We start from the raw sequence: 23,997 nt of genomic DNA on the forward strand, positions 1-23,997 counted from the left end.
GTAAGAAAAAAAAATAACAAAGATATGTGGAACCTAGATTCACGGAGGGGGTGAATCAAACTGTGGAATAAAAACTAAATTTCTTCACAAATAATCACATAAGATAATTGGGATGGACAGGGCTTTAAAAATGAACTAATACGAACATTCAATTTGATTAAGATACTTAAAGTAGTTTAATTGGGTTAAATATAAATAGATTCGACAATTTTATACAAGTTTTTATTCGGTTAATAGGATACCTTAATATCACCCTTTCGGTTTTTGGGATGGAAACCGATCGGTTTCTATCCTATTTACCGAATAAAAATTTAAAAAAATGTGCTCGTACCTATTGATTTCAAGGGTTCCAGTCCATTGGTTGGTAAATTTAGAATAGTTAGATTTCTGGTTTTCGGTAATTATGATTGCTCGGTATTGGACACGCGGTTATTAAGATTTATCGTTTAGGTAAATTTTTATTTTATTTTAGTAGAAATATAGAAGATGATTACGAAACTCTTAGAGAATTGTCAATTACAGTTTACTGAAGTAAATTTACTTCAGTAAAAGTGGCTAAAATAAAGGGATTTAAGCTTGTCTTGTAAAAAGTTCTGATCATTTTCTATATGTTTAAACTTTAAAAAGAAGTATTTAGTAGTTACACTCTTGATCAAAAATGGACTAATTCTCTCGCTCCAACAATCAAATAAACTGTTTTTTTTAGAGAGTTAGGTTGTAAATTATGTGTTTTTCTTGTGATGAACAAAAGCAGAATTTTAAAGAAGTCTGCTTGAAATGGAATCTTGTAAAAGATAATCCAGAATACAAACCAGCGCTTTTCATTTTTAGTGTACAGCTCATTTTTAATCACGTTAAAGTTGAGTGGATGAATTTTATTTTGTAATAAATTTCAGGGAGATAAATTTTGTTTTGCAATACGAAGTTCTGTTGTATGTACGAAGAGTTATTACATGAAGTAGAAGTGCTAAAAAATATATTAGTAACAATCGCTAATGGTGGTGTATCGAATAAGTATTCTAACCGTGTTACACCAATTCATTCAACAAGCAATTACCAAGTATTAACACCGATTTATGATCCGAGTTTTTCGGAACATAGTTATGGATTTTATACAAAAATAAGAGGGCATGACGCAGTAAGTGTAGCGAAAGGATACACAAAAGAAGTATTTAACTGTGTAGCTGAAAAACGACTTCTTAACCTTTCATACGTTAGTTTTAGCATTCTTAAGCACTAAGATGATAAATGCGACCGTCGAATAATATTAAAATGCAATAAGTTAGTCAATTTTTTTATTTTTCCCACATAAAATTACTTGAGTTATTATGAATAATTAAGGAGAAGCGTAATGAAATATTACACTATCAAAGAAGCATTTATATTGTTAGAGCAATTTGAAATTTCTAAATCGAAACAAGTTGTTACCAGATGGGTCAGTAAAAATATAATAAAAAGTGAGAAAAATGATAATATATATCAGATTAGTGAGGAAGAACTATTTAAATTTATCAATGCAAAGAAGCCTAAAATGCTTGAGTTACTTGATAATACAAAAGAAATAAATAGTTCAATTGATACATTAACCGAAAAGGTAGAATCAATTGAACAAAAAATTGCCCATGCTTTCCAAGTACAGGCTGAAGAACTTATTTCTATAAAAGCAATTGAAAAACAATTAATTCACATAACAAACAGTGTGTCTAGTCTTAATGAAAATTTGAATTTAATCAAGCAAATAATAATTTCTCTTCAAGAAAGCGGATTAAATAATACTGTTACTAGTAAAAGTAAGTTAAAAAATAAGTCAAAAAAAGAGGATGGATTTACTCATCTTGACATTATCGAAAAGCAACCAGTAAATGAGGAAGAATCAATGGTTACAAATATTCCCTTTAAAGATAAACAAATTCTAGATGCAATGCAATTTATACTAACAATTGATATCTTTTCAAAATATAAAGAAGAAATCTTAAGGAGTATCAAAGATACATTATTAAATAGAAATTCAGAATGGAACCAGCCACAAGGTAAAAAGAAATTTAAGTGTTTATTTTCAGGAAAACTGTTTGAAAAAAGTAAACCATTTTTGAAGCAGACAGCCAAATTTGTTTCAGATGAACTTTTGGAAAAGAGAGGGATGAATTGATTTGATTTAAGAATGAAGCAACTAATGAATTACATGAAAAAATTGTATAGTCATTAAAAATCAGATTACTCGTTATCTAACTTTCTTTTCAATAAACCATTTTATATTCGATTCTAGACTAAAAAGAACAAACTCATATGATTCTTCATCCACTTCTTTTAGTAAGTCCATTTGTTGAAATAAACGTCTCATTCTTGAGTTTTCATCTAAATTTAATGGTAATAAAGCAAGTTCTTCTTGAAATCTTTGAAGTAGAGAAAAGGAAATATTCTCAGTTTTACCTGTTTCTAATTGACTTAAGTAACTCGGTGAAATATTTAGTATTTTAGCAAATTCATTTAATCCATACCCTTTTTGAAGCCGCAATTCCCGCATTTTTTCACCTAGGTCTAGTAACATAATTTTCCTCCGAATCATGCTTTGTTAAACATTAATTTCGATAAATATTAATATTTACCTTTAAAATTATGCGTTAATTATATGAATTTTATAGATCTATTTTAAAAGAGTAATAAATAAGTCTATAATCATGAAAGAAATACTGTCCACATATAATGTTTTAAATATTAGAAAGCAAACTAACATTCAAAAATGGAGGGTGAATCATGTTTTTTATTAGCCCAGAACATGAGAAGAATTATGAATTCCTCTTGAATTATTTTAAGAATGAACATAAAGACTATTTAAAGGCTTGCTATGTTGCAGCTATTCCTAAAATTTTTAAACGAATTGATTTTACCAATCGATTACATGGACCGTTTGAATGGTATTTTAAGAAAGAAAATTCCAAATTAGTTTATTCTTTAAAAGATGGAGAAGGTACAAATTATTTAGTTGACTTAGGACTTCATTTTTGGTCAGGGGACAATCCTTTTCATTTAAATAATGCTGCATATGCATGGAGAAATAATGAGGATTATTTTAAGGTACTTCAACAAATTTGTGTTATGTAGTTAGAAATGACCCTTTGTCAATGAGGGTCATTATTTATTTTATACAGGGAGTGTTATTTAGAACAAATATACTTAAATGAATATCGGTATTGGAATTATCGAAATAATGTGTTCTTTTTCTGATTATCGACGTAAATTCAGTAAAGTTATATTTTTATTTTAGAAAAAAATCTTGTCCCTAATACATAAACATTAACAATGCAGCTATTTTACTTTTAAAGATTAAAAACTTCGTATTATCTGTTTCCTTTAGTCCCTTCCTATTGTTATCGTTTTGTAAAAAGAATGATATATAAATTGCACGTTATCTGCACATTTCTAGAATAGTATTAAATTAGTCGTTATTTGACAGAAAATGTAGAAACTTGCACAACGCAATGCGAAGAAAGGCAAAAGAGAAATAAGATGAAACTAAAGAATAATCGAATCGCACTAGTGGTACTTGCAAGCAGTATATCGTTAGCATCACTTCCAGCAAGTGCATTTGCACAAAACAGTTCTAATGCTGAGGTTAATAGAATTCAAGAAAAAAAAGCAACTGTTCATAAGCAAACCCAAGAAGCGAAAAATGAGATTGCCAAATTAGAAAATCAGCAAAGAGCGCTATTAAACTCATTAGATACACTTGAGGCTACAATTAAAGAAGCGAAAAATAAGACTGTAAAAAAAGAAGATGAAATTAATCAGGGTAAAAAGAATATAGAACGATTAGAAAAGGAATTAAATGAGTTGAAAATCCGAATGGATCAACGACAAGAAATATTAAATGAGAGAATGAGATCGCTACAAAAATCAGGTGGAAATGTTACTTATTTAGATGTCATTCTTGGTTCAGCAAGTTTTAATGATTTGATTCAACGAATATCTGCTGTTGGCACATTTATGAAAGCAGATAAAGAAATTATTAATGAACAACAAAATGATTTAAATTCGGTTAAGGAAAAAAAGAATAAACTAGGCGAAACACAAACAGTATTAGAAAAAGATAAAGTGAAATTAGTTACTTTAAGTAATACACTTATAAAACAAGAAAATGAAATGAAGAAATTACTTAATGAAATGAAAGACCAAGTACACGAAAAAGAGCAAAATGTATTAAATTTAGAAGAACAAGAAGAACTGTTAACTCAACAGGAAAAAGCAATGAAAGCAGCAAGAAGTGGCACTAGGAAGACTTTCTCTAATGTTGCTAATTCAAGTGGATTACCAACAGTTTCAAGTGGAAATTTCACAAGACCAGCTGATGGTTTTTTATCTTCAGGTTTTGGATATCGTAAATTTGATAATGAAATGCACTGGGGATTGGATATTGTTAAAAAGGGAAATGTTCCGATTGTATCAACCGCAGACGGAGTAGTAATTCGTGCTTATCAATCTTCTAGTTATGGAAATGTAGTTTATATAACGCATAATATAGATGGTAAAACATTTACTTCTGTTTATGCTCATATGACAAAGTTTATCGTTTCGACAGGACAAACAGTAACGAAAGGTCAACAAATTGGAATTATGGGTAATACAGGTCAATCATTTGGTCAACATTTACACTTTGAACTACATGCAGGACAATGGAACCAAGCAAAATCAAATGCCGTTGACCCAGCGAAGTATATTAATATGTAAATTTGATATAAATCCCCTCTATTAAATAGTTAGCATGATAAAAACGACTGCCTTTTTTGGTAGTCGTTTTTAATTGGATATGTATATAAAAGTCGTTGTTACTTAATAAAACACGACTCGACTTTGAGTCGTTAATTTAGATAATTATTGTATTGTGTGTTAACCAATTCTCTACATTTAGCACATTCAAAATCGTATCCATCAGCTATTGCACTCATTCCGTGAGGATATTCGTCGTTTATGATAATGCTTGATGTACTGTGCTGACAATTAACTTTTGTTTCAATTGAATTATTTTTCATAAATTTAATATTTCCTTTCTGCGCGGGTACTACATCTAGTCTGGCGTAAAAATCAACTGTGTTTAATATAACCATTAAATATGCAGATTATGAGTTTCTATTTTACTTTCAATGGGTAATAAAATGGTGAAAATTGTACCAACATTTACAGTACTTTCAACAGTGATATTGCCATCATGTAAATCAATAATTTCCTTAACAATTGCTAAACCTAATCCAGTCCCACCTGATAGCCTAGTACGAGATTTGTCGACACGGTAAAATTTTTTAAATATGTGTGGTATGTCTTCTTTCGGTATTCCTAAACTATGATCTTGAATTGAAATCGTTATAAAATCATTCTTCACCTCAGAAGTTAAATAGATTGTCGATTGTGGAAAAGCATAGTTTGCTGAGTTCAACAATAAGTTTTGAAATACTTGGATCATACGGTGTTCGTCTACATAAGTAGAAACGTCCGATTCACAAATTACGTGTAACTCGATTTGTTTTTCGTTTAAGATTCCTGAAACTTTTTCTTCGACAGTGTGTATTAAAGAACAGATACTTTTGTACGACTTTGTCAAAGCGAAGTTATGGGTTTCTGTTTGAGCAAGAAATAGTAAATCTTGAACAAGAGCTGTCATCCGATCTGTTTCTTCTTTAATAATGGATAAGTAATTCGTACGTTCTTCTAAACTAATCTTTTCTCTTGAAGCAATATCAGCATAACCTCGTATAAAAGTTAACGGTGTTCTCAATTCATGAGCAACCGAAGCCAAGAATTCATTTCTTTCATTCTTCATTTCATCAAGTTCCGTAGCTAATTTTTGTATCGATTTTGCTAAATCACTTATTTCATCATTTGATTCAATTTTAAAAGAAACCGATAAATTTCCTCTAGCAATTTTCTCCGTTTCATCTTTCATTGAAATTAGTGGTCGAGTTACTCGTTTTGATAAAAATAAGATTGTAATAATTGTGATGAAAAATGTAATGATAGCTGCTAAACTAAAAATGATTTTTAGTCGAGTAACAAGATCCTGAATTGATTTTGTCTTTAAGAACATATATACATAGCCTTTTAGATCTTTGTTAATGATAATCGGGCTGACCGTCGAAATGTAATTAGCTTTTTTCCAATCAGAATGTATTACGGTACCATTGACTTTAATATGAGATTTATTTATGTCTAAATGTTCTTTCATTAAGGTATCGAGTGAATTCGATTTACCTAATATCGTTCCATCTACTGATTGAATAACTACCTTCGTTTCTGCATACGATTCCATTTGAGCAACGTGCATTATAGTAGCTGACGTGAAATCTTTTTCTAATACATCTCGATGACTATTTCCACGTGCCATGAGTGAATGAATTTCTTCATTAACACGTGTATTTACTAATGTGAGATATAGAGTTGAAAAGATTAACGTTTCAATCAATAGTGTAAGTAGTAAAAAAGAAACTCCTAATTTTGTTGAAACTGATTTTAATTTATACATAGTTCTCCTCTAAATAATAGATAGCCATTTATAACCAACACCATAAACAGATTTAAGATGATCATCAACTGGAAAATGTGCTAATCTCAATTTGTCCCTTAAATTGCGAATGTGTGAATCTACGGTTCTTCCTTCTGTGACAGCAGAAAAACCCCAAACTTTTTCAATTAAATGTTCACGACTAAATACTTGATTAGCATTTTTCAAAAATAAACCTAATAAAGAGAATTCAATTGGAGTCAATACAAGAGACTGTTGTTCAAATGTAACGAGATGTGTATGTTCATCCCATGTTAATCCATTAAAAGCTATTTTATCGATTGGAATCACTCTACGTAAGATAGCTTTGATTCGCTCAATAAGTTCTTCTTCATGAAATGGTTTTGAAATGTAATCATCTGCTCCCATTTGTAATCCCTTTACCACATCATTTTTTTGATCTCTTGCTGTAACCATAATAATTGGTAAGTTACTAAATTCTCGTATTTGTTTACAGGTTTGCCATCCGTCCATTTCTGGCATCATCACATCTAGTATTACTAAATCGATATCCATGTCTAGTAGTATTTTGATTGCCTCATTACCTGACGAAGCCTTTATGCAACGATAGTTATGTGGAGTTAAATATAAAGATAGTAAATCTAACATTCTTGGTTCATCGTCTACAAGTAAAATAGAAATCATCTATCCCCATCCTTTACCTTATTTTCATCTAAAATAACATAAAAAAATGCAGAAATAATGCAGAGAAACATGAGCTTTCTGCACGGTTTCTGCACAGTTACATCATACACTAAGTAGGATTAAGGAGGGAACTAAATGAAAAAATCATTAGTAGTCAGTATTCTAACTGTTAGTACACTTATTTTAAGTGCTTGTTCTGGAAATGGTATGGGCGGGCATAATATGTCCAATATGAATAACGATCAACAAACTAATACAGAAAAAATTAATCTTAATAAATTAAAAGAAGGAAAACCACTTGAGGTTTTAAAAGGACCTGAAGTAACTTTAGTTGCAAAAGAAGCAAAACAAACATTAAAAAATGGTGTAGTTGTACCTGTTTGGACGTTTAATGGGGCAGCACCTGGTCCAGAAATCAGAGTAAAGAAAGGTGAGAAGGTAAAGATTACTCTGAAGAATGAGCTACCTGCTCCCGTATCAATTCATTGGCATGGATATCCTGTACCAAATTCAATGGATGGAATTCCAGGAGTAACCCAAGACGCGATAGCTCCTGGTAAATCATTTACTTATGAGTTTGTAGCAAATGAGGTAGGAACTTATTGGTATCATTCACACCAAGACTCTGTAAATCAATTAGACCGTGGATTGTACGGAGCATTTATAGTAGAAGATGATGTGAAATATGATAAAGACTATACTTTGATGTTAGATGAATGGGTTAGTGATGAAAAAAAAATCGCTGAACAAATTTCGGAAATGAAAAATGTTTCAAGTAAAAAAGAAAATGATTCAAAAATGAATATGAATCATATGAATATGGGTGAGCATTCATCTGGTGGGATGATGGATCATAACATGAATGAATATGATGTCTATACAATCAACGGTAGAAGTGGTGAAAAGATCAAACCTTTGAAAGTCAAAAGAGGAGATCGGGTTCGAATTCGGTTAGTTAACGCTGGATATCTTACCCATAATCTTCATCTACATGGACATAATTTTAAAGTAATAGCAACAGATGGACAAAAAATTCAACAACCAAAAGAAATCAAAGACGAGTTGCTTGCGATTGCACCTGGTGAACGTTATGATGTTGAATTCATTGCGGATAAACAAGGGAAATGGTTGATTGAAGAACATGGTGACAATAAAGCATCAAAAGAAATGAAAGAATTTATTCAATATGAGGATAAGACATCCTCAAATGATCATTCAAATGCATCCAAAAAACTACCAATTTTTAATTTATCAAATTATGGTCTATTTGAAAAAACACCTTTTACATTAAATACAAAATATGATATTGAATATACGATGAACCTTGGTACTGAAATGAAAGATAATAATATGGAGTACACAATAAACGGTAAAACGTTCCCGAATGTCCCACCATTAAATGTAAAAAGGAATGATTTAATAAAAGCAACAATGAAAAATACATCAATGATGGATGATCATCCAATGCATTTACATGGTCACTTTTTCCAAGTTTTAAGTAAAAATGGAAAAGTGTTTATTGGAGCTCCAATTATAAAAGATACGTTAAATTTAAAACCTGGAGAAGAATATGTTGTTGCGTTTAAAGCGAATAATCCAGGGAATTGGATGTTCCATTGTCATGATTTACATCATGCAGCAGCAGGTATGGTTTCAGAAATAAAATACAAAGATTACAAATCTACTTATCAACCTGATCCAAACGCTGGAAACATGCCAGAATAAAGAAAAAGCGAATTCAAATACTGAATTCGCTTTTTTGTTTAGTTAAGTTTTATCCATGTATTTCCTTGATTGGAACTAGTGTAAACCAAAGAATTCATTGTGGAAAAAGTAATATTATCTTCATTGTTGTATTGAACAGTTAGAAACGATATCATGTCTTTTGCATCAATTTCTGGTAATACTTTTTCTGTTAGTTTCTTTGTTGAAAGATCATAAATTCCTAAGTAATTTTTATCTTCTCTTTTAAACGCATAATATAAATAATAGGTTGTAAATGTAGAAGCCGTTACCTCGTAATTAGGAGTGATATTCACAAAATTATTTCCCTTGTCTTTAGATAGATACAAACCTTCTTTTGTATTCATTGCAATAATTGAAGTATCATCGGTATGAATTGAAAATGATATAAGGGAATTTGGTAATCCAATAGGAATTATTTTTTTCCATTGTTTCCCTATACCCTCGCTAAAATAAAACCCACTGTCCAAACGATCATTTTTTTCTTGATTAAAAAGTAAAACACTGTGACTGTTATAACCAACTGCTAAGTTATGAAAATCAGACATACCGTAGAAGTCAATGGTTTCAATGGTTTTTCCACCATCTGTACTTCTTAGTAGTCCTAGTGGATTCTTTAAATTACTACCTTCTTCTGGATGACCACTACTGTAAAAACCATTAGATATAGCTTGAAATCCCATATAGTCATGATTGTTATCTTTGGTTTCATACCATTTGTTGTTACTAAAAACTTTTAATCCATGATGTGTTGCTACTGTTAATCCTTCAATATTCCCCGTATATCCGATTCCATGAATATGATCTATTTCAGGTTGTTTGATGGGTTTGTAAAAGGATGTTAATTGGACGCTTATCTGTTTGTTTATTTCTTTTCTATTCTCTTTTTTTACTTCTGGTAAGTTTGATGAGGAGCAGGCTGATAAAAAAAGACTAGTGATTATTATGGAAGATACTATTTTAAATGGTTGCATGTTAGACTCCTAATTTTTTTGTATATATGATAACTGTGCAGACTACCTAAATCATTTATAAAATTTTTTATAAAGTGAGAATAATAAGATTGATACTAAAATGATAAATAACAGTTTACCCATGTTTAGATAAGTTAATAGAACATTGATTGAATACACTTCTAAAAAAATTGCAGGTAACTTTCCAAGCGTACTACTAATAATAAATAAACCAAATGAAATAGGACTAATTGTTGCAAGTAATGTCACTACACTTGATGGGATAAAAGGGATGAGGCGACCTAAAAGAATGATTGCAAATGATTTTACTTTGGAATTGTTTTCAAATTTTAATAGAAAAGTTGGTATTGAATATCGACGGTTTATTATTATATAACCTTTTCGATAAATCAAAAATGAAACTGAGGCTCCAAGTGATTCACCAATAAAACTTATAATCAAACTCTCTTTTACACCAAATATTTCTATATTAAAAGTTGTTAAAAATGTGCTTGGAATAAATCCAATAATACTAATGACAATATTTAACAATATGCTGATTATTATGGATAGAATAAAGTGCTCTGAAAGATTTAAGGATAACTCCTGCATAATATACCTCACTTATTTAATGCTAAAGGTTTTCAGTTAACCTAAAACCATTATACACTGGCACTATATTAGCTAATTAATATTAAGCCAATGCCAAATATTGAACATATCGATATCATTCATAAAAGAGCTTTTGGAGAGAACAAAAGAATTGATAAACAAAGTTGTTACGAAGTACTACTGGTTTTGATGATCATCACCATGATCATGTTCTTCTTCACCATGAACATCATTGGACATTGATTTAGTTACTTCATAGTTTAAAAATGATTTAAGCGGTAGAGCAATAACTAATATTAAAATTAATATTACTCCCCACTGTATTCCAGAAACTTTAGTATTGTTTTTATAAATGAATCCAAATACTGAAAGAACAAATCCAATAGGAATTAAATAAGTAGCGTATATACCAATATCATTAAAATGTTGAATTCCACCACTAACCATTCCGATCCCAATTGAAAGGATTAATGAAAATAAGATAATTCTTATAATTTCAGTTAATTTCATTGATTGTCCTTTTTTTGAGAACTCTGATAAGAATGAAGCAAAAGAAAATAAAATTGCACCAATTATTAAAATTATACTGTAACGAATTGGATCTAGTGGAACGTGTACAATAGATCCCGAAATTAAACCTACCCCTAAAAAGTACATCATGTATAGGATGTAAGGTTTAAAAATGTTGTTTATTAAAATCATAAATACCCCCAAGTACTATTAGTTTTAGTGAATAACTGTTAAACATTCAATGTTTTCATTTCAAATTCTCTCCAAATGGAAGATATCAAAAAAATGTGCAGAAATTATGCATTAAATAAGATTTAACCCAAAAATAGTTATGCATACCTGGCTTAAAGTCATAATTAAAAAAGACACCCTGGAGGTGCCTTTTTTAATGGGAATGTTCATTATGATGAATATTTGTAGTTTTTAGTTGTTCAATGTGTACAAAAGAAAAATACACGGAAAAAATGAGTAAAAGGCTTGTTATTAATACAATCGGAAAGTGCGAGGAAAATAACTTTGGAAACCTATTACTTACAAACGTTACTGAAAAAAACAAAGCGGTACAAGTTATTAATAATAAACAAATTAATAAGAATGTTTTTGCCTCTAAAGGAGTTAGCATAGAAACGGTCATACTCCCCATCATTCCAGACATAATTCCTGTAAACAAGCCTTCAATTAGGGCAATAAAGTGAAGGCGCATACCAATAACTAGACCAACTAATCCCGATATTCCCATTGAAAGTAATAAAGAAATTAAAAAATGCTTTTGTAAAGTTATTGTAGTGATTGCGCCTGTTCCTAATCCTACGGTCATACTTATCATCATTATGTACATCATTAGATTCATTTGATCTTTCTTCGCTGGTAGAAAATAAGTTGAAAAGAAAGTAATTAGAATAGATAAAATTATACATGTCCACCCAATTATCAATTTTGATACCCCCCAAATATCGCTCATTAATATACTATGGACAATATATTATAATTAGAATAAAAAATTGACACCTATACCCCCTAAGAGTATATAATGTTAGTGAGGTGATGGAATGGAACAGTGTCATGACGACCATATGGTCCCTAGAAGTGAAGAAGAAATAAGTGATTTAATGAAACGGCTTCGTAGAATTGAAGGGCAAGTAAGAGGAATTCAAAAAATGGTAGAAGAAGATCGGTATTGTATCGATATATTAACACAAATTATGGCAGTTGAAGCAGCAATGAAAAAAGTAAGTTTTTCATTAATTGAAAGACATGCCAATCATTGTATGGTAAAAGCTGTGAACGAGAATAATGGCGAAGCCTCTGTAAGTGAATTAATGGAAGTAATTAAGCGTTATGTAAAATAAAGGGGTTGGTAAGATGAGTGAGGCAAAGCAGTTAAAACTAGGTATTGAGGGTATGACTTGTGCTGCATGTGCGACACGAATAGAAAAAAGTTTAAATCGGATGGATGGGATAGAAGCGAACGTAAATCTTGCTCTAGAGAAAGCAACCATTACCTACGATAAGAAACAATATCAAACAACTGATTTAATTGATAAAATTCAAAAAATTGGATATGGAGTTTCGGTAGATAGAACCACATTGGATATAGAAGGTATGACGTGTGCTGCATGTTCTGGACGGATTGAAAAAGTAGTTGGAAAAATGGATGGTATTGTGAATATAAATGTGAATTTAGCTATGAATACAGCGACAATTGACTATTTACCAGAAGTGCGTTCAATCCAATCGATTATGGATAAAATTAATAATATTGGTTATTCGGCATCTGTAAAAAGCGAAAGTACAAATAAAGAAAATGATTCAACTAAAAAGAAAAAGATCCAATTAATTGTTTCTATTTTACTTTCTATTCCATTACTTTACTCGATGATATCTCATATACCATTCAGTAATAGTATTTGGATGCCACATATAATAATGAATCCATGGTTTCAGTTAATTTTTGCAACGCCAGTGCAGTTTATTATTGGATGGCACTTTTATGTTGGAGCTTATCGAGCGGTTAGGAACAAAAGTGCAAATATGGATGTACTAGTTGTCCTTGGAACCTCAGCAGCTTATTTTTATAGTTTGGTTGAAGCACTTAAGACGATCAACAATGAATCATATATGCCACATCTTTATTTTGAAACAAGTGCTATATTAATCACGTTAGTCTTGCTTGGAAAATATTTTGAACACATTGCAAAGGGAAGAACGACAGAAGCAATCTCTAAATTATTGGAACTTCAAGCCAAAGTAGCAACAATACTTAAAGATGGAGAAGAATTGAAAGTATCCTTAGAAGATGTGAAAGTAGGAGATATTTTACTTGTTAAACCAGGTGAAAAAATTCCTGTTGATGGTGTTATTTTATCTGGTATATCCACAGTCGATGAATCAATGATAACAGGTGAATCTTTACCAGTAGATAAGAAAAAAGATGATAAAGTTGTCGGTGCAACGGTAAATGGTAACGGAGTTTTGACTTTGCGTGCAGAGAAAGTTGGAAAAGAAACTGCATTAGCTAATATTGTGAAAATAGTTGAAGAAGCACAAGGTTCAAAAGCTCCTATCCAACGATTGGCGGATCGAATTTCAAATGTTTTCGTTCCAATTGTCATAGGAATTGCAATTTTAACATTTTTACTTTGGTATTTTGTATTCGATCAGCAGAATTTACCAAAGGCGATTGAGGTTGGAATTGCTGTTTTAGTAATTGCTTGTCCATGTGCATTAGGTTTAGCGACACCAACCTCTATTATGGTTGGAAGTGGAAAAGGCGCAGAACATGGTATTTTGTACAAAGGTGGAGAATATCTAGAGACCACTCAAAAAATAAATGCAGTAATACTTGATAAAACAGGTACTGTCACAAAAGGTAAACCTGAAGTTACTGATGTGATTAATCAAAATCAACGTAAAGATTTATTAGAACTTGTTGCTAGTGTTGAAAATATGTCTGAGCATCCCTTAGCACAAGCCATTGTTCAACATGCTAAAGAACAAAAGATAAAACTGAAGGAAGTAACGAATTTTGTTGCAATCCCAGGTCATGGAGTAGAAGCAACTATTGATGAGTTTAATATTTATATCGGTACCAGAAAATTAATGAAAGAAATGAATATTAGAATTACTTCTATTGAAGAGCAATTAATAGCTTTAGAGTCTAATGGTAAAACAGGCATGTTAGTAGCAATTAATGGCGAGTTAGAAGGAATCGTAGCTGTTGCAGATACAATCAAAGATTCTTCCGCTAAAGCAATTCAGGCATTAAAAGATTTGAAAATTGATGTATATATGGTAACAGGAGATAACACTCGCACTGCAAAAGCGATAGCAGAGCAAGTAGGTATTGAGCATATTTACGCTGAAGTTCTTCCTGAAAAAAAGGCTGAAATCGTAGCCGATCTACAAAACCGAGGTAAGGTCGTAGCAATGGTTGGAGATGGAATAAATGATGCTCCAGCTCTTGCAAAAGCTGATATTGGTATGGCAATTGGTACAGGTGCCGATGTTGCAATTGAAACAGCTGACGTTACTTTAGTTGGTGGAGATTTATCCCATATACCAAAGGCAATTGCCCTTAGTAAGAAAACGATGAACAATATTCGTCAAAATTTATTTTGGGCATTATTTTATAATAGTTTAGGAATACCTGTTGCAGCATTAGGATTGCTTCAGCCTTGGATTGCAGGGGCAGCAATGGCATTCAGTTCTGTGTCAGTTGTCATAAATGCACTTCGATTAAAACGGGTGAAAATATAAGGAGGAAATAAATAATGGAAACAATTTTAAAAGTTGAAGGAATGACTTGTGGTCATTGTAAAGCCGCGGTAACAAAAGCAATGGAAAGTGTTTCAGACACAAAAAACATTGAAGTTAATTTAGAAGGAAAACAAGTAACATTTCACCATACAACTCCAGAAACAGTTGAAAAAGTGAAAGAAGCTATTGAGGATCAAGGATACGATATCGTTTAAAACCCAAAAAAGAACGGACGGATGTTCGTTCTTTTTTAATACCCTACAACCAATATATATAGGCGTCATATAAACCGAGTAATATTAAGCCATATCCAAATAATTTCTGAACATAACCACCTACTACTCTACCTTTTTTCAATAAATAACTTTGTAAGTTAAATGTATCAATAAAAAACATAAATAGAAGTAAAGGGATGGCAGTACCCATCGCAAATAATAAAGGTAATAAATACCCTATAATACTCGTGAATGAAAGTGGCATCAGTGTAAAGAAAAATAATGAGAACATTGTTGGGCAAAATGCCAGTGAAAACAATATTCCAATGATAAAGTAATTTGATTTAGCAGTAAATCTGAAAATAGGTTTATATAAAAGAATTTTTGCTAATTGTTTATTAAAGAAGCCTAGTAATAGTAGTCCTGATAATATAATAGTTAAACCCATTAGTTTTCTAGTATAAGGAAATAAGAAAACAATATTACTAGAAAATTGACGACCAAACCACCAAGTTAATCCTCCAAGCACGCCAAATGCTACTATCTTTCCTAAAATAAATTTGAACATATTTTTCCATGGAATTGTTTTCTTTAAAGTATCATTGCTAATAATCATAATAACACCCATGTTCCCAGTTAACTGACATGGGGCAAGGGTCCCTACTACCCCTAAGACAAATGCTGCAATAATTGGGATAGACTTTGTTGCATAAAATACATTTATCAAATAATTCATTAAATCATATAACCAGCTAGTCAATGTATTCTCCTTTAATGTAATGCATCTATTTATAGTTATAGTTTATAAAATAAATGTGTAAATTCAGTGTAGAAAAGGTATCGAAACTGCGAACAAATAAATGTAGTATACTATCAAAATACGAGCTAACCATTAACATTGGAAAGATTATTATAACCATATTCTTTATTTAAAGGCATGTATCTTCCCACAAAGACATTAAATCGATTGTATAAATTGATACATTAAATAACAACTGTATCTACTGATTATTCACAAATCGTTCACAAATAAGATAGAAATCTTAATATTTTTATTATTTTTATTCTTAAATTATGAAAGCATAAATTATAATTAATTAGGTTTTTAAGATTTTAATTGGAAGGAATTACACAATGACCGTTTTAAATATTTGGTTAGCATTTGGAGCAGGGTTACAAATTATATGCTTATGAGAACACTACTAATTTGGTGTAAATTTAAATAGTAATAAGAGTAAAATAATTAGGCTTGGTTTCTTTTTCAGAACCAAGCCTAATTATTTATTAAATTGAAATAACTGTAAGTTATAGTAAATAAAATTTACTTTTCAAATTTGAACAATTATTAAAAGCTTAATACAGTTAATCACTTCTATATATATCTGCAAATATTATCTTCTTATTTTTATACTTACATCGCATAGTTACGACAATCTTTAGCGCATTCCATGCACATTTGAGCACACATCTGAGATTCGTGATCGGTATATTTTAAACATTCTTTAGCGCAAGCATCACATATAAATGAACAAGTATGACATAAAGATTTTGAATACATACTATGACGTGCCATATATTTCATACAGAGTTCACAAATATCTGCGCAGTCACGCAATAAATTAAGTTGCACTTTTCTGGATTGAATATCTGGTTTTTCAAGTAACATCATACACATATGTTCACACATCATGGCACAGTCGTGAAGACTTTTCATTGTTTTTGCATGCATTTGTTGCATATCTGGTCTATACTCCATTCTTCATCCACCCCTTTCGTTAATCATTAAACTGTATGATTAATCTAATATTGTTATACATTTATTAAATGAATGGATCTGAAAGAGTAAATGATTGACAATTATTACGATATCGTAATAATATGATCTTAGGGGAGAAGATTTTTATGAATAGGAGAAAACTATGGACCAATTAATATCGCTCTTCCTTAAAAATGCTTTAAAACCTATGTTTATTAATCAGGAGATATTCGAGATTGAAAAATCATTGACGCGTTCGGAAATAATTGCTCTTCTTATGTTAAGACAGAGAAACGAATCAACTATGTCTCAATTAGCCTCTGATTTAGGAATTCCAGTTAGTACAGTTACAAATATTAGTCAGAGACTTATTAAGCGGGGGCTCATTGAACGTAATCAAGATCCGAATGATAAGCGAGTGATATTAGTAACTCTTACAAAAGATGGAGAAACAATCGCAATTCGGGTTTTAAATGTTATTAAAAGCATTTTACAAAGAGTAGAAGATGCCCTTACACCAGAGGAATTACAACAATTTATCCCATTGATTCTAAAGGTTGCTAATGCATTACAGAGTTCAACTAATTCAATAAATCAAAAGAAAGAAACATCTAGAAAGATACAAATCGAAGAATAGAAACTTGGTTTAAACCAAGTTTTATTTTTAGAAATATATTACGATATCGTAATAATTTTAAAGGTGCCAATATTTTTTGCCAGAAGCGTAATTTATCGTATTTAACTTTAGGAGGAAAAGGAAATGAGAATTATTGTTTACACTGGTAAAGGTGGAGTCGGTAAAACAAGTATTGCAGCAGCGACAGCAGTTCAACTAGCTTCACAAGGACTAAAAACATTAGTTATGAGTACGGATGCTGCACATAATTTAAGAGATTCATTTCAAATAGATGAGATAGGATCTGAGCTTACTCAAATTGCTGATTTTCTCTGGGCACAAGAAATAGATAATTTAAAAGAAACTGAGAAAAATTGGAGTGCTATACAGACTTGGTTGAGTGGAGTATTGTCTTGGACTAAGTTAGAGGATGTAAACGCAGAGGAAATGATGGCTTTTCCAGGAATGGATGAACTTTTTAGTCTATTGAAGATTATAGATCACGCAGAAAGTGGGCAATTTGATGTATTGATTATCGATTGTGCGCCCACTGGTGAAACATTACGTTTACTTAGTTATCCGAATGTATTAATTTGGTGGCTGACTAAAGTTTTTCCACACCAACGTCGTTTGTTGAAATTGGCTCGCCCAGTAGCTAAGGTAGTGACTGGTGGCTTGAAACTTCCCGATGATGAAGTACTAAATGACATAGAGAAATTGGTTAAGAAAGTTATACAGGTACAGGATTTACTATTAGATAAAAATATTACATCCGTCCGTATTGTTCTAAATCCAGAGAAAATGATCATTACTGAGGCACAAAGAGCTTTTACCTATTTGAATCTATATAGCCTGAATACTGATGCAATTATAGTTAACCGAGTATTGCCTAAGGAAGCAGAGGGCAGTTATTTTGATGGTTGGAGAAAGATTCAAAAACAATATGAAGAAGTGATTAATCAATCATTCCAGCCTTTGCCTATTTTACGGGTGCCATTGATGAAATCAGAAGTTACAGGAATAGCTTCTTTAAAAGAGTTAGCACAAATAATGTTTAAAAATGTGGATCCTTCTGAAATTCTATATACAGGTAAGATAGAAGAAGTAATAAAAGAAGAAGACAAAAATGTACTGTATTTAACACTACCATTTATTGATAAATCAGATTTAGATCTAACTCAACGAGGAGACGAATTAACGATTCAAGCTGGTTCGTATCGTAGAAAGGTTTACTTACCTAGAGTATTAGTAGGTCGACCTATTCAGGGAGCAAGATTTGTTGAGCAAAGACTTCGAATTGTTTTTGGTGAACGAACTTCAAATAACGATGAAGGAGTTGAATAAGTATGATAGAGCGTGAGAGGATGCATGGTTTGATTGACCAGTTGTTTGATTTACGGAAAGAGATACAAAGCAGTTTCATCCCAGAAGCCTCTAAACGACATTTTAGTAATGCAAAAAAAGAAATTTTATTAGGGATTAGAAATATTATAGATAATAAAATTAATATTATTGAAAGTGAAGAAAAGGAAAACGTAACTGGTAAAAAAATTGTAATTGATGATTAATATAAAGTAACTTACTAGACTCAATAATAAAAGGTATGACTAATAAGAAGCTGAAGCCCAACTTGGGTTTCTTTTTTTGTACAAAAAGTTGATAAATAAAAAGAAAATTAGTTGCAAAATACAAATAAAAAGAATATAAATAAATTATAAACAATATATTAATTGCAGAGTAAGTAAAATATTTAATTGTAAAATACAAATAAAAAGGAGATGGTTTTAATGTTAGATGTTATTATTATCGGTTCGGGTCCATTTGGTATTTCGATAGCAGCCCATACAATTGGGAGTAATCTTGACTACAAATTATTTGGCTATCCAATGGATTTTTGGAGAAACAAAATGCCACAAGATATGTTCATTCGTACACCTCATGAATTTGTCAGCTTTTCAGATCCAAAAGATGAATTAACAGTCCAACAATTTTCATTAGAAACTGGAATTGAGCTTGTTACACCACTACCTAGACCAATTTTTGTTGAGTATGCAAATTGGTTTGCACAAAAAGCAGGAATTGAATTTACAACTGAATTAATTACTAAAGTTGAACATAAAAAAGATTACTATGAAGTTACTTCAGAAAGTGGCGAACGATATTTAACAAAAAACGTTATTGTTGCAACTGGTGTAGAACATTATAAGCACCTTCCAAACATCTTAAAAGAATTTCCTTCAAATTTAGTTTCTCACACATCAGGATATACGAGCTTTGCACAATTTAAAGGGAAAAAAGTAGTCGTTCTTGGTAGTGGTCAGAGTGCATGGGAAGCAGCTGGATTACTGCATAGAGAGGGTGCAGATATTGAATTAGTTTATCGAAAAGAAGGACCGAACTATGCAGGAAGTAGAGAAAATGAAATTGCGCTTCGTGATGTAGGGGATGTTTTTTATAATTTACCAATTGAAGATAAGAAAGAAGGTTGGGGTCAGTCTCCAGGAAGTGTTGCTCATTTCTTAAAACCATATGTCGAAGGAATTGTACCTCAAACAGGAGGAGTGAGTGTAGACCGTATTGAACAATTAAATGATGATGAACTACGAATCTACTTATCAAATGGAGCTGAAAAAACAGTTAATCATATTATTGCAGCAACAGGATTTCATATAAACCTAGATAAAGCACCATTTTTTGATCATAAAATACTTTCAGCAATTGAACGTGAAGAAGGTTTCAATCAATTTCCTAAGCTAAGTGAATCATTTGAATCAAGTTTACCAGGTTTATACTTTGCAGGACCTTTGTCTTCTCATAGCCATGGTCCTACGTTCCGATTTATTTTAGGATTAAGAAAAAATGCATTTTCAATTATTCCTTCAATTGCTAAAAAGAATAAAGCAGCTTCAGTTTAAGCTTCAAGATGAAGGCAAGTATAGCTTTTAATAAGAAATCATTCATGATTGAATTAATTCCAGTACTTTCGATTGTTTTTATCTTAACTATTGGGACTGGAGTTGTTGCCCCGTTACTAGCCTCTTATTCCCTAACAATGGGTGCAAATGGACTTTGGGTGGGGGGAATTTACAGTGGATTTTATATAGTTCGATTTATTGTCGGATCACCGATTGGGATAATAGCAGATCGAATAGGTCCAAAGTGGTTACTTACAATAAGTTTAGGAATCTATCCATTTATTGCTCTGTCATATTACTTTTCCAATAGCTTAGTTACATTATTCGGTGCAAGGCTATTACATGGTCTTGCTTCTGCAATGTTATTACCGATGGCGATGACTTACATAGGTGATGTTACACCAAGAGGAAAAGAAGGTTCGTATATGGGATTGTATAATACAGTACTATTTCTGGCGAACGGAATCGGACCGATATTAGGTGGATGGGTTACTGATCGGTGGAACGTAAAATCGGCTTTCCTATTATTATTTGTTTTATCGATTGCAACTTTAATATTAATTTTTACAACTGTCACTACAACAAGAAAAAGTATTTGTTTGAATAAGGAGAAAGACACAATCAAGAAAATATCAACTAAAATATGGAAGAATGGGAATATCTTCTCCCTTGCTAGTACTTATTTTGCAACTGCTGTTTTGATTATGTTTATTGTTTCATTTTTCCCGTTATTTGGTATAGAAAAGCATTTTTCTACTTTACAAATAGGGATTTTAATTGCAGTTTACAATGTTACAGTTGGTTTATTCCAATTACCTCTAGGAAAACTTGCCGATAAGTACGAAAAGACTAGATTGCTATTAGGTTCATGTATAGGGATAGCAGTCTTACTATTTATCATTCCTAAGCAAGAAACTTTTACATTGATATGTGTTACCATATTAATCTTTTCACTCTTAACAGCATTAGCGATAGCAAGCTCTTCAGCCCTTGCATCTGAATCAGGTAAGAGATATGGAATGGGCAAAACAATGGGATTATTAAGCTCTGCAACAAGTTTAGGGATGATTATTGGACCGTTACTTTCTGGATTTATTATTCAGACATACCCCGTTTCATGGATCTTCTATGCAATAAGTGGATTTTGGTTGATCAGTGCAGTTATTATAAAATATCAATATAAGAAAAAGAAACACAAATGGAGTGCTGTTAAAGATGAGAGAATTTTTTCAAACGATCACACGTAGTTTTGGTTTACTTAATAAATTTTGTTGTTCAGTTGATGGATTAGATTTTTCAGTTGTTCAAAGTCACATTTTATATGAAATAGATACAAAGGAAAATCCATCTATTCAACAAGTAGCAGATTTACTTGGAATAGATGTGACAACCTTTAGCAGACAGATTCAAACACTTGCCAAAATGGATTTAGTTAAGAAGATTCCTTCACCAGAAGATAAACGAGTAACAAATCTTGCTTTAACCGAAAAAGGGAAGAGGGTTGCAAAAGATATCGATCGACAAGTGAACGATTATTTAAACGATATTTTCTTACAAATGAATGATTTTGAACGAGATACAGTTCAACGGTCAATCAAGTTTTTAGCAGATGTTATGAATCGCTCAAGATTAGAGGATAGAAAAGATTGTGAAGATACTACATGTTAAGTAGGGAGAGTATGTTAATGAAGGATGTAGATATTCGTCTTGCAAATGAAAATGATTTAGAATCGATTCAGCGGATTTATAATCAAGGGATCGAGGATCGAATTGCTACGTTAGAAACTGAACCGAAAGATTTAATGTATATGAAGGAATGGTATGGAAATCATCAAGGACGTTTTAAAGTAATTGTTGTAGAAAATGAAGAGGCAGTTATCGGTTGGGCTTCATTGAATCAGTATAATGGTAGATGTGCATACAACGGAGTTGCGGACCTATCAATCTATATTTCTAGAGATTATAGGGGAAAAGGTGTAGGAAGCTTATTACTTGAATCACTTGAACAACTAGCTAAAGAAAATGATTTTCATAAAATTGTATTATTTACTTTCTCATTCAATGGGTTAGGGCAAGGATTGTATCGTAAAAAAGGCTATCGCGAAGTAGGCGTGTTCAAGAATCAGGGGATTTTAGATGGAGAGTTTGTTGACGTAATGGCAATGGAAAAGATAATTGCGCAATAGTTACTTATAGAATTTTAAATAATAAGGATTATGTTATAATAAAATTAATAAAAAGGGTGATGGAGTTCACCTTTAACCGCTAAGGACTCCTGCTAGTACATTTTACTGGCAGGAGTCCTCGTTTTTTTTAGGATTTAAGCTGGGATCGTACTACTAAGACAAGGTGGTCAATGTGAAAATAAATTCTTATTCAAAAACACTTTTGATTTTAGCCATTCCAGCCATTACCGAGAGTCTTCTTCAGAGTATGGTTGGATTTGTTGATACCTTTTTTGTATCGAAAATAGGTTTAAAAGAAGTAGCAGCAGTAGGTATTTCGAATGCGATTCTTCAAATTTATTTTGCTGTATTTCTAGCAATTGGAACGGCTTCGACTGTATTTGTTTCCCGTTATTACGGGGCGAATGATAAAGAAAAAGTAAAAACCATCGCTTCACAATCAATGATTTTAACACTTTTTGTTGGAGCGTTCTTTGGAGTAATCTCATTTTTCTTTTCTGTTCCAATCTTGAAAGTGATGGGTGCAGATAAGGACGTATTAGAAATTGGTTCAGTGTACTTTCGAATCGTTGCAACCCCATCGATTTTAATGTCAATGATGTTTACCATTGGGGCAATTTTAAGGGGATCAGGTGATACAAGGACCCCTATGCGTGTAGGGGTTTCGATGAATGTTGTTCATATGATTTTGGATTATCTCTTGATTTTTGGTGTATTTTTTGAAGGGTTTGGAATTAGGGGAGCAGCTTTATCCAGTGTACTCGCACGATTGTTTGGTGTCATTTTATTACTCCGCCAATTATTAAAAAAAGAAATCATTTCTCGAAATCTGAAAGAATGGAAAATGAAACTAGATGTGATTCAAGATTTAGTGAAATTAGGATTACCTGCATCAATTGAACGTTTATTTATGCGTTTTGGACAAATTATTTACTTTGGTATGATTATCCGAATGGGAACAGAAGTTTACGCAGCCCATACATTGGCAGGAAATTTTACGATCTTTGCGTCGGTTATTGGAACGGGTTTTGCCGTTGCAACAACCACGTTAGTCGGAAAAAGCATTGGCTCAGGACAAATTGAAAATGCAAGGAAATATAGTCAGTCATCAATAACTTTAATGTCTCTATCCATGACCATAACACTCTTCATCACATGTTTGCTTTCTTCTCAAATCAGTCCAATCTTCACAACTGATAGTGAGGTCATTGGTTTGATTACGACTGTTCTTGTCATTGATATGATTACTCAACCCGCAACTGCGGTTGTTGCTTCTTTGACAGCAACATTGCAAGCTGGCGGGGATACTAAGTTTCCGATGTATATGACAGCAATTGGTATATGGGCTATTCGCACAGTAGGGGTTTATTTACTAGGAGTTTACTTTGGATTTGGACTTGTTGGGGTTTGGATTTCGATTGCGATAGATAATTATTTACGAGCAATATTATTATTTTTACGCTATCGTTCTTTTAAATGGATTAAAAGTTTAGAATAGTCATAAGGTGAGAAGAAAATGGGAAATGTATTGGTGAAGTTA

At 31.8% G+C, this 23,997-nt stretch carries 25 protein-coding genes and 1 riboswitch; of the genes, 16 read left to right on the forward strand and 9 right to left on the reverse strand.

Annotated elements, in window-relative coordinates; all coding sequences use genetic code 11:
- Window positions 1–934 precede the first annotated feature (934 nt).
- Window positions 935–1,240, forward strand: coding sequence for a hypothetical protein (locus MY490_RS09865; RefSeq protein WP_248269026.1), 306 nt, complete (start codon window positions 935–937; stop codon window positions 1,238–1,240).
- A 111-nt stretch (window positions 1,241–1,351) separates the two neighbouring features.
- Window positions 1,352–2,149 (forward strand): hypothetical protein, encoded by a 798-nt coding sequence (locus tag MY490_RS09870; protein ID WP_248269027.1) that lies wholly within the window; start codon window positions 1,352–1,354, stop codon window positions 2,147–2,149.
- A 72-nt stretch (window positions 2,150–2,221) separates the two neighbouring features.
- Here MY490_RS09870 and MY490_RS09875 read toward each other — a convergent pair whose 3' ends face one another.
- Window positions 2,222–2,548, reverse strand: coding sequence for a helix-turn-helix domain-containing protein (locus MY490_RS09875; protein ID WP_248269028.1), 327 nt, complete (start codon window positions 2,546–2,548; stop codon window positions 2,222–2,224).
- Window positions 2,549–2,754: 206 nt separating this feature from the next.
- On the opposite strand from MY490_RS09875, the gene MY490_RS09880 reads away from it, so the two are divergent.
- Both MY490_RS09880 and MY490_RS09885 read left to right on the forward strand, forming a co-directional pair.
- Complete coding sequence (locus tag MY490_RS09880) at window positions 2,755–3,102, forward strand: DUF2538 family protein (RefSeq protein WP_248269029.1); 348 nt, start codon at window positions 2,755–2,757, stop codon at window positions 3,100–3,102.
- A gap of 405 nt (window positions 3,103–3,507) precedes the next feature.
- A complete protein-coding gene (locus tag MY490_RS09885; RefSeq protein ID WP_248269030.1) occupies window positions 3,508–4,725 on the forward strand; it encodes a murein hydrolase activator EnvC family protein in 1,218 nt (405 codons plus the stop codon).
- A 376-nt stretch (window positions 4,726–5,101) separates the two neighbouring features.
- Here MY490_RS09885 and MY490_RS09890 read toward each other — a convergent pair whose 3' ends face one another.
- Together MY490_RS09890 and MY490_RS09895 are read right to left on the reverse strand one after the other, a co-directional pair.
- Entirely contained in the window at window positions 5,102–6,511 is a 1,410-nt protein-coding gene (locus tag MY490_RS09890) for a sensor histidine kinase (protein WP_248269031.1), read from the reverse strand.
- A 9-nt stretch (window positions 6,512–6,520) separates the two neighbouring features.
- Window positions 6,521–7,195, reverse strand: coding sequence for a response regulator transcription factor (locus tag MY490_RS09895; protein WP_248269032.1), 675 nt, complete (start codon window positions 7,193–7,195; stop codon window positions 6,521–6,523).
- 135 nt (window positions 7,196–7,330) lie between these two features.
- On the opposite strand from MY490_RS09895, the gene MY490_RS09900 reads away from it, so the two are divergent.
- On the forward strand, window positions 7,331–8,920 hold the full coding sequence (locus MY490_RS09900; protein WP_248269033.1) for a multicopper oxidase family protein: 1,590 nt from the start codon (window positions 7,331–7,333) through the stop codon (window positions 8,918–8,920).
- 38 nt (window positions 8,921–8,958) lie between these two features.
- Here MY490_RS09900 and MY490_RS09905 read toward each other — a convergent pair whose 3' ends face one another.
- From MY490_RS09905 to MY490_RS09920, 4 genes are all read right to left on the reverse strand, one after another.
- Entirely contained in the window at window positions 8,959–9,912 is a 954-nt protein-coding gene (locus MY490_RS09905) for a F510_1955 family glycosylhydrolase (protein ID WP_248269034.1), read from the reverse strand.
- A 51-nt stretch (window positions 9,913–9,963) separates the two neighbouring features.
- A complete protein-coding gene (locus MY490_RS09910) occupies window positions 9,964–10,503 on the reverse strand; it encodes a TVP38/TMEM64 family protein (RefSeq protein ID WP_248269035.1) in 540 nt (179 codons plus the stop codon).
- A gap of 177 nt (window positions 10,504–10,680) precedes the next feature.
- Window positions 10,681–11,205 carry a hypothetical protein gene (locus MY490_RS09915; RefSeq protein ID WP_248269036.1) on the reverse strand — a complete coding sequence of 175 codons (525 nt, stop codon included), beginning with the start codon at window positions 11,203–11,205 and terminating at the stop codon, window positions 10,681–10,683.
- A gap of 193 nt (window positions 11,206–11,398) precedes the next feature.
- Entirely contained in the window at window positions 11,399–11,947 is a 549-nt protein-coding gene (locus tag MY490_RS09920) for a hypothetical protein (protein ID WP_248269037.1), read from the reverse strand.
- A gap of 115 nt (window positions 11,948–12,062) precedes the next feature.
- Between MY490_RS09920 and MY490_RS09925 the strand changes: the two genes are divergently transcribed.
- Genes MY490_RS09925 through MY490_RS09935 form a run of 3 tightly spaced genes read left to right on the forward strand, consistent with a single transcriptional unit; the run spans window position 12,063 to window position 14,984 of the window.
- Complete coding sequence (locus MY490_RS09925) at window positions 12,063–12,362, forward strand: metal-sensitive transcriptional regulator (protein WP_248269038.1); 300 nt, start codon at window positions 12,063–12,065, stop codon at window positions 12,360–12,362.
- A 13-nt stretch (window positions 12,363–12,375) separates the two neighbouring features.
- Window positions 12,376–14,769 carry a heavy metal translocating P-type ATPase gene (locus MY490_RS09930; RefSeq protein ID WP_248269039.1) on the forward strand — a complete coding sequence of 798 codons (2,394 nt, stop codon included), beginning with the start codon at window positions 12,376–12,378 and terminating at the stop codon, window positions 14,767–14,769.
- Between the two features lie 14 nt (window positions 14,770–14,783).
- Window positions 14,784–14,984 carry a cation transporter gene (locus MY490_RS09935; RefSeq protein ID WP_248269040.1) on the forward strand — a complete coding sequence of 67 codons (201 nt, stop codon included), beginning with the start codon at window positions 14,784–14,786 and terminating at the stop codon, window positions 14,982–14,984.
- Between the two features lie 43 nt (window positions 14,985–15,027).
- On the opposite strand, the gene MY490_RS09940 is transcribed toward MY490_RS09935, so the two are convergent.
- Together MY490_RS09940 and MY490_RS09945 are read right to left on the reverse strand one after the other, a co-directional pair.
- Window positions 15,028–15,744, reverse strand: a complete 717-nt coding sequence (locus MY490_RS09940) for an urease accessory protein UreH domain-containing protein (RefSeq protein ID WP_248269041.1) — start codon at window positions 15,742–15,744, stop codon at window positions 15,028–15,030.
- Window positions 15,745–16,395: 651 nt separating this feature from the next.
- The gene (locus tag MY490_RS09945; RefSeq protein WP_248269042.1) at window positions 16,396–16,740 is read right to left on the reverse strand and encodes a four-helix bundle copper-binding protein; all 345 of its coding nucleotides are present in this window, start codon (window positions 16,738–16,740) and stop codon (window positions 16,396–16,398) included.
- Between the two features lie 163 nt (window positions 16,741–16,903).
- On the opposite strand from MY490_RS09945, the gene MY490_RS09950 reads away from it, so the two are divergent.
- The 8 genes from MY490_RS09950 (at window position 16,904) to MY490_RS09985 (ending at window position 23,955) form a co-directional block, all read left to right on the forward strand.
- Window positions 16,904–17,377, forward strand: coding sequence for a MarR family winged helix-turn-helix transcriptional regulator (locus tag MY490_RS09950; RefSeq protein ID WP_248269043.1), 474 nt, complete (start codon window positions 16,904–16,906; stop codon window positions 17,375–17,377).
- 123 nt (window positions 17,378–17,500) lie between these two features.
- Complete coding sequence (locus MY490_RS09955) at window positions 17,501–18,700, forward strand: ArsA family ATPase (RefSeq protein ID WP_248269044.1); 1,200 nt, start codon at window positions 17,501–17,503, stop codon at window positions 18,698–18,700.
- Window positions 18,701–18,702: 2 nt separating this feature from the next.
- Complete coding sequence (locus tag MY490_RS09960) at window positions 18,703–18,924, forward strand: hypothetical protein (protein ID WP_248269045.1); 222 nt, start codon at window positions 18,703–18,705, stop codon at window positions 18,922–18,924.
- A 219-nt stretch (window positions 18,925–19,143) separates the two neighbouring features.
- Window positions 19,144–20,271, forward strand: coding sequence for an NAD(P)-binding domain-containing protein (locus MY490_RS09965; RefSeq protein ID WP_248269046.1), 1,128 nt, complete (start codon window positions 19,144–19,146; stop codon window positions 20,269–20,271).
- Window positions 20,272–20,279: 8 nt separating this feature from the next.
- Window positions 20,280–21,518, forward strand: coding sequence for an MFS transporter (locus MY490_RS09970; RefSeq protein WP_248269047.1), 1,239 nt, complete (start codon window positions 20,280–20,282; stop codon window positions 21,516–21,518).
- Window positions 21,478–21,939 carry a MarR family winged helix-turn-helix transcriptional regulator gene (locus MY490_RS09975; protein ID WP_248269352.1) on the forward strand — a complete coding sequence of 154 codons (462 nt, stop codon included), beginning with the start codon at window positions 21,478–21,480 and terminating at the stop codon, window positions 21,937–21,939. The genes MY490_RS09970 and MY490_RS09975 overlap by 41 nt, the downstream gene beginning before the upstream one ends.
- A 17-nt stretch (window positions 21,940–21,956) precedes the next feature.
- Complete coding sequence (locus tag MY490_RS09980) at window positions 21,957–22,457, forward strand: arsinothricin resistance N-acetyltransferase ArsN1 family A (protein WP_248269048.1); 501 nt, start codon at window positions 21,957–21,959, stop codon at window positions 22,455–22,457.
- A gap of 46 nt (window positions 22,458–22,503) precedes the next feature.
- A riboswitch (Fluoride riboswitch) is annotated at window positions 22,504–22,556 on the forward strand.
- A 73-nt stretch (window positions 22,557–22,629) separates the two neighbouring features.
- Entirely contained in the window at window positions 22,630–23,955 is a 1,326-nt protein-coding gene (locus MY490_RS09985) for an MATE family efflux transporter (RefSeq protein WP_248269049.1), read from the forward strand.
- Window positions 23,956–23,997: the final 42 nt, after the last annotated feature.

The sequence above is a fragment of the Gottfriedia acidiceleris genome, assembly GCF_023115465.1.
GTDB lineage: Bacteria > Bacillota > Bacilli > Bacillales > Bacillaceae_G > Gottfriedia > Gottfriedia acidiceleris_B.

Bases quoted from the DNA above. Each gene is read 5' to 3' on its own strand.
- MY490_RS09865 (WP_248269026.1), top strand. From the start codon at position 935: ATGTACGAAGAGTTATTACATGAAGTAGAAGTGCTAAAAAATATATTA.
- MY490_RS09870 (WP_248269027.1), top strand. From the start codon at position 1,352: ATGAAATATTACACTATCAAAGAAGCATTTATATTGTTAGAGCAATTT.
- MY490_RS09875 (WP_248269028.1), bottom strand. From the start codon at position 2,548: ATGTTACTAGACCTAGGTGAAAAAATGCGGGAATTGCGGCTTCAAAAA.
- MY490_RS09880 (WP_248269029.1), top strand. From the start codon at position 2,755: ATGTTTTTTATTAGCCCAGAACATGAGAAGAATTATGAATTCCTCTTG.
- MY490_RS09885 (WP_248269030.1), top strand. From the start codon at position 3,508: ATGAAACTAAAGAATAATCGAATCGCACTAGTGGTACTTGCAAGCAGT.
- MY490_RS09890 (WP_248269031.1), bottom strand. From the start codon at position 6,511: ATGTATAAATTAAAATCAGTTTCAACAAAATTAGGAGTTTCTTTTTTA.
- MY490_RS09895 (WP_248269032.1), bottom strand. From the start codon at position 7,195: ATGATTTCTATTTTACTTGTAGACGATGAACCAAGAATGTTAGATTTA.
- MY490_RS09900 (WP_248269033.1), top strand. From the start codon at position 7,331: ATGAAAAAATCATTAGTAGTCAGTATTCTAACTGTTAGTACACTTATT.
- MY490_RS09905 (WP_248269034.1), bottom strand. From the start codon at position 9,912: ATGCAACCATTTAAAATAGTATCTTCCATAATAATCACTAGTCTTTTT.
- MY490_RS09910 (WP_248269035.1), bottom strand. From the start codon at position 10,503: ATGCAGGAGTTATCCTTAAATCTTTCAGAGCACTTTATTCTATCCATA.
- MY490_RS09915 (WP_248269036.1), bottom strand. From the start codon at position 11,205: ATGATTTTAATAAACAACATTTTTAAACCTTACATCCTATACATGATG.
- MY490_RS09925 (WP_248269038.1), top strand. From the start codon at position 12,063: ATGGAACAGTGTCATGACGACCATATGGTCCCTAGAAGTGAAGAAGAA.
- MY490_RS09930 (WP_248269039.1), top strand. From the start codon at position 12,376: ATGAGTGAGGCAAAGCAGTTAAAACTAGGTATTGAGGGTATGACTTGT.
- MY490_RS09935 (WP_248269040.1), top strand. From the start codon at position 14,784: ATGGAAACAATTTTAAAAGTTGAAGGAATGACTTGTGGTCATTGTAAA.
- MY490_RS09945 (WP_248269042.1), bottom strand. From the start codon at position 16,740: ATGGAGTATAGACCAGATATGCAACAAATGCATGCAAAAACAATGAAA.
- MY490_RS09950 (WP_248269043.1), top strand. From the start codon at position 16,904: ATGGACCAATTAATATCGCTCTTCCTTAAAAATGCTTTAAAACCTATG.
- MY490_RS09955 (WP_248269044.1), top strand. From the start codon at position 17,501: ATGAGAATTATTGTTTACACTGGTAAAGGTGGAGTCGGTAAAACAAGT.
- MY490_RS09960 (WP_248269045.1), top strand. From the start codon at position 18,703: ATGATAGAGCGTGAGAGGATGCATGGTTTGATTGACCAGTTGTTTGAT.
- MY490_RS09965 (WP_248269046.1), top strand. From the start codon at position 19,144: ATGTTAGATGTTATTATTATCGGTTCGGGTCCATTTGGTATTTCGATA.
- MY490_RS09970 (WP_248269047.1), top strand. From the start codon at position 20,280: ATGAAGGCAAGTATAGCTTTTAATAAGAAATCATTCATGATTGAATTA.
- MY490_RS09980 (WP_248269048.1), top strand. From the start codon at position 21,957: ATGAAGGATGTAGATATTCGTCTTGCAAATGAAAATGATTTAGAATCG.